Here is a 13005-nt window from a genome sequence, read left to right on the forward strand (position 1 = left end):
AGGTTCCGGGCCGCCGTGTGATCAGTCGCGGAAGTTGTTGAACTGCAGCGGCATGTCGAATTCCTTGGTGCGCAGCAAGGCAATGGCCTCCTGCAGGTCATCGCGCTTCTTGCCGGTGACGCGAACCTGCTCGCCCTGGATGGCCGCCTGGACCTTGAGCTTGCCGTCCTTGATGGTGGCGACGATCTTCTTGGCCAGGTCCTTGTCGATGCCTTCGCGGAACTTGGCTTCCTGCTTCTTCTCCTTGCCCGAAGCGTAGGGATCCTTGGTTTCCAGGCATTTGACGTCGATCTTGCGCTTGACCAGCGCCAGGCGCAGGATTTCCAGCATGGCCTCGAGCTGGAACTCCTCCTCGGCGGTCAGCAGCACGGTCTGCTCCTTGTCCTTGAACTCGAAGGTGCCCTTGCCCTTCAGGTCGTAGCGACGGTCGAGGTCCTTGATGGCGTTGTCGACAGCGTTCTGCACTTCGTGCTTGTCCAGTTCCGATACCACGTCGAACGAAGGCATGGTTGATCTCCAGAAAAAAAAGCGCGCTCGGCCTGAAGATGGAGCGCGTCGGGTTTGATGGTTAAAATGCGGACTCATTATAACGGGTTGCGAAACGCAGATGAGCAGCACCTGGCATATTCTCGGCGCCGGCAGCCTCGGCAGCCTCTGGGCCTGCCGCCTGGCCCGCGCTGGCAAGGCAGTCCGCCTGATCCTGCGCGACCAGCAGCGCCTGGCCGCCTATGAACGCAAGGGCGGGCTGACCCTGGTGGAGCAGGATGCCCAGCACGACTATGCGATCCCCGCGGAGAGCTTCGACGCGCCCGGCCCGATCCATCGCCTGCTGGTCGCCTGCAAGGCCTACGACGCCGCGCCTGCCGTGGCGCGCCTGGCCCCCAGGTTGGCCCATGGCGCCGAGCTGATACTGCTGCAGAACGGCCTGGGCAGCCAGGACGAGGTTGCCGAGCAGGTGCCCCACGCCCGCTGCATCTTCGCCTCCAGCACCGAGGGCGCGTTCCGCGAAGCGGACTGGCAGGTTCGCTTTGCCGGCCACGGCTTCAACTGGCTGGGTGATCCAGCCAGCCCCGGCATGCCATCCTGGTTCGACGACCTGCACGACGCAGGCATACCGGCCCAGTGGGCGCTCGACATCCCTGCTCGCCTGTGGCGCAAACTGGCGCTCAACTGTGCGATCAACCCGCTGACGGTACTGCACGACTGCCAGAATGGCGGCCTGCTCGGGCACCTGACCGAAGTCGACCCGCTGTGCGACGAACTGGTCAACCTGCTGCACCGTTGCGGCCAGCCCGAAGCGGCCAGCGACCTGCATGAGGAAGTACAGCGGGTGATCCTGGCCACCGCGGCCAACTACTCTTCCATGTACCAGGATGTCCGCCATGGCCGGCGCACCGAGGTCCACTACCTGCTCGGCCACGCCTGTCGTGCCGCCGGCAGACACGGCCTGGCAGTGCCGCAACTGGAACACCTGCACCGACGCCTGGTCGATAACCTGCAGGCGCGTGGCCTGCGCAGCGACTGATCCTGCCCATTCATCGGAAACGGACACCCTCAGACCCATGACCCTGCGTCAACGCCTGGAAAACCTCCCGGTCGGGCAGAAGCTGCTGGCGGCCTTGCTGGTGCTGCTGGTGACCATCCTGCTGGTGGCCAACCTCGCCTTCATCAGCGCCGCTTACTGGATCACCCAGGAGAGCATGGCGCCCCAGGCCCTGCAGACCATCGGCAAGCTGGTGTCCAACCCGCAGCTGTCCTCGCGGGCCGGCGACTCGCCGGAAGCCGCCACGGCGCTACTGAAGGAACTCGACAGCTACTCGCCATTGCGCGCCGCGGCCATCTACGGCGGCGACGGGCGCCTGCTGGCGCAACTGCAACATGGCGAGCCGCTGAGCCTGCCCAAGCGCTACCGCAACATCGATGGCTGGCGCCTGATGGAGTTTCGCAGTACCCAGCTGATCCGCCTGCCACGCAACGCCGCGCCCCCCGCACACCTGCTGCTGGTGGCCAGCAGTGAACTGCCCACGGCGTTCTACACCGGCACCCTCTCCGCCAGCCTGGCGATCCTGGTGTTCAGTGTGCTGCTGTGGCTGCTCATCGCCCGGCAGATCAAGCGCCTGATCACCCTGCCGATCAATCGCCTCGAAGAGCTGACCCGCCAGGTCACTCGCGAGGAAAGCTATGCACTGCGCGCCCAGCGCGGCAACGACGACGAAATCGGCGGCCTGGCCGAGGCGTTCAATACCATGCTGTCGCGCATCGAAGCCCGCGAACAGCAGCTCAAGCGCACCCGTGACGAGTTCCAGGATGCCTACGACCAGGCCCAGGGCCTGGCCGAGGAAACCCGCCATACCAACCGCAAGCTGGAACTGGAAGTTCAGGTGCGCAGCAAGATCGAGAAAAAGCTCACCGGTTTCCAGAACTACCTCAACAGCATCATCGACTCGATGCCCTCGGCGCTGATCGCCCTCGACGAACAACTCTACGTCACCCAGTGGAACCACGAGGCCACGGTGCTCTCCGGGACCCCGCTGGACGAAGCGCTGAACCAGCCGATCTTCCTTGCCTTCGAGCCGCTCAAGCCGTTCCTGCCGCAGCTCAAGGAAAGCGTGGAGAAGCACCGGGTCGCCAAGATCGAGCGCGTCACCTGGCCCAAGGGCGAAGACCTGCGCCACTACGCGCTGACCTTCTACCCGCTGATGGGCGGTGGCGGACGCGGGGTGGTGATCCGTATCGACGACATCACCCAGCGCCTGTCACTGGAAGAAATGATGGTGCAATCCGAGAAGATGCTCTCGGTTGGCGGCCTGGCCGCCGGCATGGCCCACGAGATCAACAACCCGCTGGGCGCGATCCTGCACAACGTGCAGAACATCCGCCGCCGCCTGTCGCCGGACCTGCCGCGCAACCAGGAGCAGGCCAGCGAGCTGGGCATCGACCTGCCGGCCGTCAATCGCTACCTCGACAGCCGCGAGGTGCCACAGTTGCTCGACGGCATCCAGCAAGCCGGCGCACGGGCCGCCAAGATCGTCACCCACATGCTCAGCTTCAGCCGCCGCAGCAACCGTCAGCTCGCCCCTTGCGACCTGCCGGCGTTGATCGACCAGGCGGTGGAGATCGCCGGCAACGACTTCGACCTGGCCATCGGCTTCGACTTCAAGGGCCAGGCCATCGTCCGTCAGTTCGACCCACAGCTGGGGCCGGTGCCCTGCACCGCCAACGAACTGGAGCAGGTGCTGCTGAACCTGCTGAAGAACGCCGCCCAGGCCATCCACCAGCGCCCGCAACCCAGCGAGCCCGGGCGTATCACCTTGCGCACCCGGCTCAACCCGCCCTGGGCGGAAATCCAGGTCGAGGACAACGGCGTCGGCATGCCCGAGACGGTGCGCAAGCGCACCTTCGAGCCGTTCTTCACCACCAAGGAGATCGGCCAGGGCACCGGCCTGGGCCTGTCGGTGTCGTACTTCATCATCACCAACAACCACAAGGGGCAGATGGAGGTACAGTCCACCCCGGGCCAGGGCACCTGCTTCACCCTGCGCCTGCCCCTGAACCAGGCCCAACCGGCCCCCCTGAACACGGAGACATGACATGGGCTATCGCCTGTCGAAGATCTATACGCGCACCGGCGACAAAGGTGAAACCGGCCTGGGCGACGGGCGCCGGGTGTCCAAGGACCACCCGCGCGTCGAGGCAATCGGCGAGGTCGACAGCCTCAACAGCCAGCTCGGCGTGTTGCTGGCGGGTCTGGCCGAGGCAGGGCTGAGCGAGCTGATCGAGGTGCTGGCGCCTTGTCAGCATCGGCTGTTCGACCTGGGGGGCGAGTTGGCGATGCCCACTTACCAGGCGCTGAACAGCGTTGAAGTGGAGCGCCTGGAGGCTGCGATAGACCGCTGGAACGACGAGTTGGGGCCACTGAAGAACTTCATCCTCCCCGGAGGCTCGATGCTGGTGGCCCAGGCCCATGTATGTCGCAGCGCGGCACGCGCAGCTGAGCGACGCTGCCAGCAGTTGAACACGCTGGAGCCGCTGGAGGGAGTGGGGCTGGCCTACATCAACCGGCTGTCGGACCTGCTGTTTGTCGCAGCACGGATCATTGGGCGGCGCCAAGGTGTCGACGAGGTGCTGTGGCAGGCGGCCGAGAAGCCCGTCTGAAAGCATCGCGGGGCAAGTCGGAGCGGCGCTGCGGCGACCCGACTTGCCCCGCGATTGGCGGATGACTCAAGCCTCAGGCCAGAACGCCCTGATTCCGGCAACACCCTGGGCACCAACCTCCCAGGCCCGCTCCCGCTCACCCGGCCCGACCCCACCCAGCAGAAACACCGGATGGCTGATCCCAGTGATCAAGCGCTGTGCCTCATCCCAACCCAACGGCTCAGCCTCGGGATGAGTCTGGGTCGCCTGCACCGGCGACAGGGTGACGAAGTCCACCCCCATCTGCTCGGCCAATGCCAGCTCCTCGGCACTGTGGCAGGACGCCGCCAGCCAGCGCTCCTTCGGGAATGGCCGGCCCTTGGCCGCGTACTTGCGCAACTGCGCGGCGGTCAGGTGCCAGCCGGCCGACGGGAAGTCGCCGAGCCATTCCAGCGGCCCCTTGAGCATCAGTTGCGCCTTGCCTGCGCACAGGCCAACCGCGTCGACCGCCACATCGCGGTACTTCGGGTCGTACATGTCCGGTGCCCGTAGCTGGATCAGCTTGATACCGCTGGCCACGGCCTTCTGGATACCTTTGAGCAACTCGGGCACTTCCAGACCGTCCGGGGTTATCAGGTATTGATCGGGCAAACGCGCGGCGGCGACGATCGGCTTGTTCGCCTCGGGGAACGCATACTGCCCCAGGTCACGCGGAGCCACCCACGCCAAAGGCTGCCCTTCTGCCCCATGTGGCTCACCGGTAAAGCCATCCACCTCGCGCACATCGAGCAACACCTGCTTGTCCGGGTAATCGTGGCTGACCTTGATCAGCGGGCGCGAACCCGTGACCTCGATACCCAGCTCCTCGCGCAGCTCACGGGCCAGCGCCGCTTCGACGCTCTCCCCCGCTTCCACCTTGCCACCGGGGAACTCCCACAAGCCGCCTTGATGCTGAGTATCCGCACGACGGGCGATCAGGATGCGACCATCGGCACCGCGGATGACCGCGGCCACTACATGAATCCGTTTCACCCTTCACGCTCCGCCAGGCCCGCCCGCTGCCAGGCCTGGAAGGCCGGCCACTGGTAGATGGTTTCGATATAGGCGGCAGCCTCGGCCGGCACCTCGACGCGGTAGGTGCGCAGGCGCACGGCCACCGGGGCGAAGAAGGCATCGGCCAGGGTCGGCCGGCCAAACAGGAACGGGCCGCTATCCTTGGCCACCAGGCGGCACTCGGACCACAGGGCGACGATGCGGTCGATGTCGACCTGAACATCCAGCGGCACGCTTTCCAGCGCCTGGTCGCGGGACAGGTCGAACGGCATGGCGCCGCGCAGAGCGAAGAAGCCGCTGTGCATCTGGGCACAGGCCGAACGGGCCTGGGCGCGGGCGGCAATGTCCTCAGGCCACAGGCGGGCCTCAGGGTGGCGTTCGTTGAGGTATTCGGCGATAGCCAAGGAGTCGGCGATCACACCATGCTCGCTCTGGAGTAGCGGCACCTTGGCGGTGGCCGAGAAGGCCAGCAGACGCTGGCGGGTGTCGGGCTGGTTGAGCTTGACCAGGGTTTCTTCGTAGGGGGCGCCAGCCAGCTCAAGAGCCAGGGCGCCGCGTAGCGACCAGGAGGAATACAGCTTGTCGCCGATGATCAGGTGATAGCTCATGGTTCGGCTCCATAGAATTCGGGATATTGGGGCTGCTGCGCAGCCCCTGTGACATCAGGTGCGGTATTCGGCGTTGATCTTCACGTACTCGTGGGACAGGTCGGTGGTCCAGATGGTTTCGCTGCACTGGCCACGGCCGAGGTCGATGCGGATGGTGATCTCTTCCTGGGCCATCACCGCCGAGCCTTGCGCCTCGGTGTAGCTCGGGCTGCGCCCGCCTTTGCTGGCGATGCACACGCTGTCCAGATACACGTCGATCAGGCTGACATCCAGCTCGGGCACGCCGGCGCGACCGACAGCTGCGAGAATGCGGCCCCAGTTGGGGTCGGAGGCGAACAGCGCGGTCTTGATCAACGGCGAGTGAGCCACGGCATAGCCGACGTCCAGGCACTCCTGGTGGTTGCCACCACCGTTGACCTGCACGGTGACGAACTTGGTGGCGCCTTCGCCGTCACGGACGATGGCCTGCGCTACCTCCATACACACTTCGAACACCGCTTGCTTCAGTGCTTCGAACAGCGCGCCGCTGGCTTCGGTCACTTCCGGCACATCGGCCTTGCCGGTGGCGATCAGCATGCAGCAGTCGTTGGTCGAGGTGTCGCCGTCGATGGTGATGCGGTTGAACGACTTGTTGGCGCCGTCGAGCATCAGGTCCTTCAACACCGCCGGGGCGACCTTGGCGTCGGTGGCGATGTAGCCGAGCATGGTGGCCATGTTCGGGCGGATCATCCCCGCGCCCTTGCTGATACCGGTGACGGTGATGGTCTTGCCGTCGAACTGGAACTGACGGCTGGCGCCCTTGGGCAGGGTGTCGGTGGTCATGATGCCGGTAGCGGCTTCGGCCCAGTTGTTTTCCGACAGGTTATCCAGGGCGGCCTGCAGCGCGCCTTCGATCTTCTCGACCGGCAGCGGCTCGCCGATCACGCCGGTGGAGAACGGCAGGACCGACTCGGCCGGCACACCGGCCAGTTCGGCCAGCCTGGCGCAGGTGCGCTCGGCGGCGGCCAGGCCCGGTGCGCCGGTGCCGGCGTTGGCGTTGCCGGTGTTGGTCAGCAGGTAACGCACGCTGCCCTGCACGCGCTGCTTGGAGAGGATCACCGGTGCCGCGCAGAAGGCGTTGAGGGTGAACACGCCGGCGACGCTGGAGCCTTCGGCGCAGCGCATCACCACCACATCCTTGCGCCCCGGGCGCTTGATGCCCGCCGAGGCGATACCGAGTTCGAAACCGGGAACCGGGTGCAGGGTGGGCAGGGGACCAAGACCAACAGCCATTAGAGCGCTCCTAGATAAATCGGTTGAGAACAAAAAGCGGGGCCGCAAAGCGGCCCCGGATGTGTCACGTTACTGCAGGTGGTTCAGATCATTCAATCTGACCATGGCAATGCTTGAATTTCTTGCCCGAGCCACACCAGCAAGGCTCGTTGCGACCGAGCTTCATGTCGTTGCGCACAGGGGCCGATGCGACGGCGACTTCAGCGCCCTCCTCGGCCAGTTGCTCGCCTTCCAGGCCAGGTGCGGCGGCGTGCTGGAACTGCATGCGGCTGGCCAGTTCCTCGGCCTCGCGGCGCAGACGGGCTTCTTCCTCGACCGGGTCTTCGCGACGGACCTGAACGTGCGACAGCACGCGGATGGTATCGCGCTTGATCGACTCGAGCAGCTCCTGGAACAGGGTGAAGGATTCGCGCTTGTACTCCTGCTTGGGGTTCTTCTGCGCATAGCCGCGCAGGTGGATACCGTGGCGCAGGTGGTCCATGGTCGACAGGTGGTCTTTCCACAGGTCGTCCAGCACGCGCAGCAGGATCTGCTTCTCGAAGGTACGCAGGGCGTCGATGCCGGCCTGGTCTTCCTTCTCGTTGTAGGCGTCGGTGATTTCCTTGAGCAGCTTCTCGCGCAGGGTCTCCTCGTAGAGGTGATCGTCCTCGTCAAGCCACTGCTGGATCGGCAGCTTCATGGCGAAGTCGCTGGACAGCGAGGCCTCGAGGCCAGCCACGTCCCACTGCTCGGGCAGCGACTGCGGCGGGATGTGCTGGCTGATGGTGGCATCGAGCACTTCCAGGCGGAACTCGGCGATGGTGTCGCCGATGTTCTCAGCCGCCAGCAGGCTGTTGCGCATGTGGTAGATCACCTTGCGCTGTTCGTTGGCCACGTCGTCGTATTCGAGCAGCTGCTTGCGGATATCGAAGTTGCGACCCTCGACCTTGCGCTGCGCTTTCTCGATGGCGTTGGTCACCATGCGGTGCTCGATGGCCTCGCCGGACTGCATGCCCAGGGCCTTCATGAAGTTCTTCACCCGGTCGGAGGCGAAGATGCGCATCAGGCTGTCTTCCAGCGACAGGTAGAAGCGGCTCGAGCCGGCATCGCCCTGACGGCCGGCACGGCCACGCAGCTGGTTGTCGATACGGCGAGATTCGTGGCGTTCGGAGGCGATCACGTGCAGGCCACCGGCCTCCAGCACTTGCTGATGACGCTTCTGCCAGTCGGCCTTGATCTGGGCGATCTGCTCGGCGGTCGGGTTGTCCAGGGCGGCGACTTCGGCCTCCCAGTTACCACCCAGCAGGATGTCGGTACCACGGCCGGCCATGTTGGTGGCGATGGTCAGGGCACCCGGCGCACCCGCTTGCGCGATGATCTCGGCTTCTTTCTCGTGGTACTTGGCGTTCAGGACCTTGTGGTCGATACCTTCCTTCTTGAGCAGGTTGGACATGTGCTCGGAGGTTTCGATGGTCGCGGTGCCGACCAGGACAGGACGGCCCTGGGCCATGCTTTCTTTGATGTCGGCGATGATCGCCGCGTACTTCTCGTCGGCGGTCAGGTACACCAGGTCGTTGAAGTCCTTGCGCGCCAACGGCTTGTTCGGCGGAATGACCATCACGTTGAGCGCATAGATCTGCGCGAACTCGAACGCCTCGGTGTCGGCGGTACCGGTCATGCCCGACAGCTTGGTGTACAGGCGGAAGTAGTTCTGGAAGGTGGTCGAGGCCAGGGTCTGGCTTTCGGCCTGGATGTTCAGGTTTTCCTTGGCCTCGATGGCCTGGTGCAGGCCCTCGGACAGGCGGCGGCCCGGCATGGTGCGGCCGGTGTGCTCGTCGATCAGGAGGATCTGGCCGTCCTGGACGATGTACTCGACGTTGCGGTGGAACAGCTTGTGCGCACGCAGGCCGGCGTAGACGTGGGTCAGCAGGCCCAGGTTGTGCGCCGAGTACAGGCTCTCGCCCTCGGCCAGCAGGCCGGATTGGGTGAGCATGTCCTCGATGAACTGGTGGCCGGCCTCGTTCAGTTCGACCTGGCGGCTCTTCTCGTCGATGCTGTAGTGACCCTCTTGGGTTACCTGGCCTTCGACTTCCTCGATGTGCTGGGTCAGGCGCGGGATCAGGCGGTTGATCTCGATGTACAGCTTGGAGCTGTCCTCGGCCTGGCCGGAGATGATCAGCGGGGTACGCGCCTCGTCGATGAGGATCGAGTCGACTTCGTCGATCACAGCGAAGTTGAGTTCACGCTGGAACTTCTCGTCCTGGCTGAACGCCATGTTGTCGCGCAGGTAGTCGAAACCGAATTCGTTGTTGGTGCCGTAGGTGATGTCCGCGGCGTAGGCGGCGCGTTTCTCTTCCGGCGGCTGGAAGGCCGAGACGATGCCCACGGTCAGGCCGAGGAACTCGTACAGCGGACGCATCCAGTTGGCGTCGCGGCGGGCCAGGTAGTCGTTGACCGTTACTACGTGCACGCCCTTGCCGGACAGCGCATTGAGGTACACGGCCAGGGTACCGACCAAGGTCTTGCCTTCACCGGTACGCATTTCTGCGATCATGCCTTCGTGCAAGGTCATGCCGCCGATCAGCTGGACATCGAAGTGACGCATGCCCATCACGCGCTTGCCGGCCTCACGGGCCACGGCGAAGGCTTCGGGCAGCAGTTGATCAAGCGTTTCGCCTTTGGCCAGGCGTTCCTTGAACTCTGCGGTCTTGCCCCGCAGCTGCTCGTCGGAGAGGGCCACCATCTTCTCTTCGAAGGCATTGACGGTGCTCACCGTCTTGAGCATGCGTTTGATTTCACGCTCGTTCTTGCTTCCAAAAAGTTTTTTTAACAAAGGCGCAAACATATCGGCAGGATCTTCCACACGTAGGGATGGAGGGCGGCCCCATGAGTCGCCCGTGCAGCCCAGAGGCCGCATGCGAACGAGCATTCTACCCGGAAACGATGGTGAGGAAAGTGGTGGATTTCCACGATGCTGGCACAGCGCTTTTAGGGGGCCTGACTAACATAGGGGCTTTTTGCGCAAGTTCAAGGTGCGCGCAGATGAAACGTATCGCGAATGACTTGCATCAAGATCCCAGCCCGCATGGCTGTTTCGCACATTGCGTTGGAGCGGGCTTGCCCCGCGATCAGGCGGCGCCTGTTAAACTGCCGGTCTAGCAACCCGCCGCGAACCTCCATGGCCTACAAACCCTCCTCCGCCCACCTGCCCTCGGCCCTGCTGCGCAAGGCGCGCCCGCTGCGCCTGCTGCTGAACCAGGCCGAACGCCTGGAGCACCTGCAGCGCCTGCTGGAAAGCCAGCTGCAGCCAGCCGCCCGCGAGCATTGCCACGTGGCCTCCTGGAAGGAAGGAACCTTGTTGCTGGTAGTTACCGATGGCCATTGGGCGACCCGCCTGCGCTACCAGCAGAAACGCCTGCAACGTCAGCTCCTGGGCATGGAAGCCTTCGCCAACCTGACGCGCATACTGTTCAAGGTGCAACCGCCGCTGGTGGCGGCCAAACGCGAAGGGCAAGGGCCTGAGCTGTCGGAGAACGCTGCCGAGAGCATTCGTGGTTCGGCCCAGGGCATCAGTGATCCAAAGCTGCGCGCCGCGCTGGAGCGCCTGGCCGCGCATGCGCAGGGCAAAGCCTGATAGACGATCGCCGCTCCCACGCGCCATCTTCTGGCCATAAAAAAGGCCACCCGAAGGTGGCCTTAATCACTAGAGAGAGTGTTCGAACTTACACAGCCGCAACAGGGCGCATGTACGAGATCGGTGCCGTGCTGGCATCTTCGAAGGTGACCACTTCCCAAGCGTCGGTTTCTGCGATCAACTTGCGCAGCAGCTGGTTGTTCAGCGCGTGTCCGGACTTGTAGCCCTTGAACTCGCCGATCAGGCTGTTGCCCAGCAGGTACAGATCGCCGATGGCGTCGAGGATCTTGTGCTTGACGAATTCGTCATCGGAACGAAGGCCGTCTTCGTTGAGCACACCGGTTTCGTCGACGACGATGGCGTTCTCGACACTGCCACCCAGCGCAAGGTTGTGCTTGCGCAGGTACTCGATGTCACGCATGAAACCGAAGGTACGGGCACGGCTGACTTCCTTCACGAACGAGGTGCTCGAGAAGTCGACGACCGCGCTTTGGGTCTGGCCCTTGAGGACCGGGTGATCGAAGTCGATCTCGAAGCTCACCTTGAACCCGTCGAAGGGCAGGAAAGTGGCGCGCTTGTCGCCCTCTTCCACTGTCACTTCACGCAGGATGCGGATGAACTTCTTCGGTGCGTCCTGTTCTTCCAGGCCGGCCGATTGGATCAGGAATACGAAGGGTCCGGCGCTGCCATCCATGATCGGCACTTCCGAGGCGGAGAGCTCGACGTAGGCGTTATCGATGCCCAGGCCCGCCATGGCGGAGAGCAGGTGCTCGACCGTATCGACTTTGACGTCACCGTTGACCAGCGTGGTGGACATGGTGGTCTCGCCGACGTTGGCCGCGCGCGCCGGGATTTCGACCACAGGGTCGAGGTCGGCGCGACGGAAGACGATGCCGCTGTCGACAGGCGCAGGCTTGAGGGTCAGGTAGACCTTCTCCCCGGAGTGCAGGCCGACGCCTGTGGCACGGATGGTATTCTTCAGGGTGCGTTGTCTAATCATGGCATTGGCCGCTTCAGCGCAAATTGCGAACAGGTATCAACAAAGGCTGGGGATGATAACAGACCCGGCCTTTGCTGAACACCAATCACCCTTATACCCCTGATAAATTCCATCAATCGGCCTGACGACGCAGGAACGCCGGGATATCCAGGTAGTCCAGATCATCCTGAGGGTTGAGTTTAGCGGCTGCCGCGGCACCTGCATGGGCCTGGTTGCGCATCACGGTCGGACGCTCCAGGTCACGGTAGTTGACGGCCGGCTGCTCCTGGCGAACCGGGGCCGGGTTGGAAGCCTCGTACGCCTGCTGGGCGGTCTGCAGGGTGTTGTCGACCACCTTGACCGGTTTCTCGATGCGCGCGCCCAGGCCGGTGGCCACGACGGTCACGTGCAGCTCGTCACGCATGTCCGGGTCGATCACGGTACCGACCTTGACCATCGCGTGGTCGGAGGCGAAGGCCTCGATGATGCTACCCACGTCGGAGTACTCGCCCAGCGACAGGTCAGGCCCTGCGGTGATGTTCACCAGGATGCCGCGGGCGCCCTGCAGGTTGACGTCTTCGAGCAACGGGTTGCGGATCGCCGCCTCGGTGGCTTCGCGGGCACGGTTCGGGCCGCTGGCGCAACCGGTACCCATCATCGCCATGCCCATCTCGCCCATCACGGTGCGCACGTCGGCGAAGTCGACGTTGATCATACCCGGACGCTTGATGATGTCCGAGATGCCGCGAACGGCGCCGGCCAGTACGTCGTCGGCCTTGGCGAAGGCGGACAAGAGGCTTGCATCCTTGCCCAGGATGGTCAGCAGCTTCTCGTTGGGGATGGTGATCAGCGAGTCGACGCTTTCAGCCAGCATGCGGATGCCTTCATCGGCGATCTGCATGCGCTTGCGGCCTTCGAACGGGAACGGACGGGTCACCACCGCGACGGTGAGGATGCCCATTTCCTTGGCCACTTCGGCGATGATCGGCGCCGCGCCGGTACCGGTACCGCCACCCATGCCGGTGGTGATGAACACCATGTTGGTGCCCTGCAGCACTTCGGCGATGCGCTCACGGTCTTCCAGCGCGGCCTGGCGGCCGACTTCCGGATTGGCGCCAGCACCCAGGCCCTTGGTCACACCGGTGCCCAGTTGCAGGATGGTGCGCGCGCCGATGTTTTTCAGCGCCTGAGCATCGGTGTTGGCGCAGATGAATTCCACGCCCTCGATGCTGCTCTTGACCATGTGGTTGACGGCGTTGCCGCCGCCACCGCCGACGCCGATCACCTTGATGACCGGACTTTGCGGGACGTTGTCTACGAGCTCGAACATTTTCCCTCTCCTTACA

General features: G+C 64.2%; 11 protein-coding genes. 4 read left to right on the forward strand and 7 right to left on the reverse strand.

Annotation, left to right across the window (positions count from 1 at the left end):
• Positions 1 to 21 precede the first annotated feature (21 nt).
• Entirely contained in the window at positions 22 to 507 is a 486-nt protein-coding gene (locus AAHK21_RS08800) for a YajQ family cyclic di-GMP-binding protein (RefSeq protein WP_011535522.1), read from the reverse strand.
• Positions 508 to 607: 100 nt separating this feature from the next.
• Between AAHK21_RS08800 and AAHK21_RS08805 the strand changes: the two genes are divergently transcribed.
• The 3 genes from AAHK21_RS08805 to AAHK21_RS08815 are packed head-to-tail and all read left to right on the forward strand — an operon-like array spanning position 608 to position 4155.
• Positions 608 to 1525: a putative 2-dehydropantoate 2-reductase gene (locus AAHK21_RS08805; RefSeq protein WP_367857022.1), complete on the forward strand. Its 918-nt coding sequence runs from the start codon at positions 608 to 610 to the stop codon at positions 1523 to 1525.
• A 37-nt stretch (positions 1526 to 1562) separates the two neighbouring features.
• Entirely contained in the window at positions 1563 to 3590 is a 2028-nt protein-coding gene (locus AAHK21_RS08810) for an ATP-binding protein (protein ID WP_046856996.1), read from the forward strand.
• Position 3591: 1 nt separating this feature from the next.
• Complete coding sequence (locus AAHK21_RS08815; RefSeq protein WP_367857023.1) at positions 3592 to 4155, forward strand: cob(I)yrinic acid a,c-diamide adenosyltransferase; 564 nt, start codon at positions 3592 to 3594, stop codon at positions 4153 to 4155.
• A 66-nt stretch (positions 4156 to 4221) separates the two neighbouring features.
• Here AAHK21_RS08815 and AAHK21_RS08820 read toward each other — a convergent pair whose 3' ends face one another.
• The 4 genes from AAHK21_RS08820 to secA all read right to left on the reverse strand — a co-directional run bounded on the left by AAHK21_RS08820 (position 4222) and on the right by secA (position 9891).
• Positions 4222 to 5166, reverse strand: a complete 945-nt coding sequence (locus tag AAHK21_RS08820; RefSeq protein ID WP_367857024.1) for a Nudix family hydrolase — start codon at positions 5164 to 5166, stop codon at positions 4222 to 4224.
• A complete protein-coding gene (locus AAHK21_RS08825; RefSeq protein ID WP_367857025.1) occupies positions 5163 to 5795 on the reverse strand; it encodes a glutathione S-transferase family protein in 633 nt (210 codons plus the stop codon). Before AAHK21_RS08825 ends, AAHK21_RS08820 begins: the two co-directional genes overlap by 4 nt.
• Positions 5796 to 5849: 54 nt before the next feature.
• Complete coding sequence (gene argJ, locus AAHK21_RS08830; protein WP_367857026.1) at positions 5850 to 7067, reverse strand: bifunctional glutamate N-acetyltransferase/amino-acid acetyltransferase ArgJ; 1218 nt, start codon at positions 7065 to 7067, stop codon at positions 5850 to 5852.
• 88 nt (positions 7068 to 7155) lie between these two features.
• Positions 7156 to 9891: a preprotein translocase subunit SecA gene (gene secA, locus AAHK21_RS08835; RefSeq protein WP_046857002.1), complete on the reverse strand. Its 2736-nt coding sequence runs from the start codon at positions 9889 to 9891 to the stop codon at positions 7156 to 7158.
• Between the two features lie 333 nt (positions 9892 to 10224).
• On the opposite strand from secA, the gene AAHK21_RS08840 reads away from it, so the two are divergent.
• Positions 10225 to 10680, forward strand: coding sequence for a DUF721 domain-containing protein (locus tag AAHK21_RS08840; protein ID WP_046857003.1), 456 nt, complete (start codon positions 10225 to 10227; stop codon positions 10678 to 10680).
• 88 nt (positions 10681 to 10768) lie between these two features.
• Here AAHK21_RS08840 and lpxC read toward each other — a convergent pair whose 3' ends face one another.
• Both lpxC and ftsZ read right to left on the reverse strand, forming a co-directional pair.
• Positions 10769 to 11680, reverse strand: a complete 912-nt coding sequence (lpxC, locus tag AAHK21_RS08845) for a UDP-3-O-acyl-N-acetylglucosamine deacetylase (protein WP_046857004.1) — start codon at positions 11678 to 11680, stop codon at positions 10769 to 10771.
• A gap of 112 nt (positions 11681 to 11792) precedes the next feature.
• Positions 11793 to 12989, reverse strand: a complete 1197-nt coding sequence (gene ftsZ, locus AAHK21_RS08850) for a cell division protein FtsZ (RefSeq protein WP_003251871.1) — start codon at positions 12987 to 12989, stop codon at positions 11793 to 11795.
• Positions 12990 to 13005: the final 16 nt, after the last annotated feature.

Origin of the sequence: Pseudomonas sp. TE50-2, from assembly GCF_040813665.1 — a bacterium.
Taxonomy (GTDB): domain Bacteria; phylum Pseudomonadota; class Gammaproteobacteria; order Pseudomonadales; family Pseudomonadaceae; genus Aquipseudomonas; species Aquipseudomonas soli.

Coding starts and splice junctions, on each gene's coding strand:
- AAHK21_RS08800 (WP_011535522.1), bottom strand. CDS start 507: ATGCCTTCGTTCGACGTGGTATCGGAACTGGACAAGCACGAAGTGCAG.
- AAHK21_RS08805 (WP_367857022.1), top strand. CDS start 608: ATGAGCAGCACCTGGCATATTCTCGGCGCCGGCAGCCTCGGCAGCCTC.
- AAHK21_RS08810 (WP_046856996.1), top strand. CDS start 1,563: ATGACCCTGCGTCAACGCCTGGAAAACCTCCCGGTCGGGCAGAAGCTG.
- AAHK21_RS08815 (WP_367857023.1), top strand. CDS start 3,592: ATGGGCTATCGCCTGTCGAAGATCTATACGCGCACCGGCGACAAAGGT.
- AAHK21_RS08825 (WP_367857025.1), bottom strand. CDS start 5,795: ATGAGCTATCACCTGATCATCGGCGACAAGCTGTATTCCTCCTGGTCG.
- argJ (WP_367857026.1), bottom strand. CDS start 7,067: ATGGCTGTTGGTCTTGGTCCCCTGCCCACCCTGCACCCGGTTCCCGGT.
- secA (WP_046857002.1), bottom strand. CDS start 9,891: ATGTTTGCGCCTTTGTTAAAAAAACTTTTTGGAAGCAAGAACGAGCGT.
- AAHK21_RS08840 (WP_046857003.1), top strand. CDS start 10,225: ATGGCCTACAAACCCTCCTCCGCCCACCTGCCCTCGGCCCTGCTGCGC.
- lpxC (WP_046857004.1), bottom strand. CDS start 11,680: ATGATTAGACAACGCACCCTGAAGAATACCATCCGTGCCACAGGCGTC.
- ftsZ (WP_003251871.1), bottom strand. CDS start 12,989: ATGTTCGAGCTCGTAGACAACGTCCCGCAAAGTCCGGTCATCAAGGTG.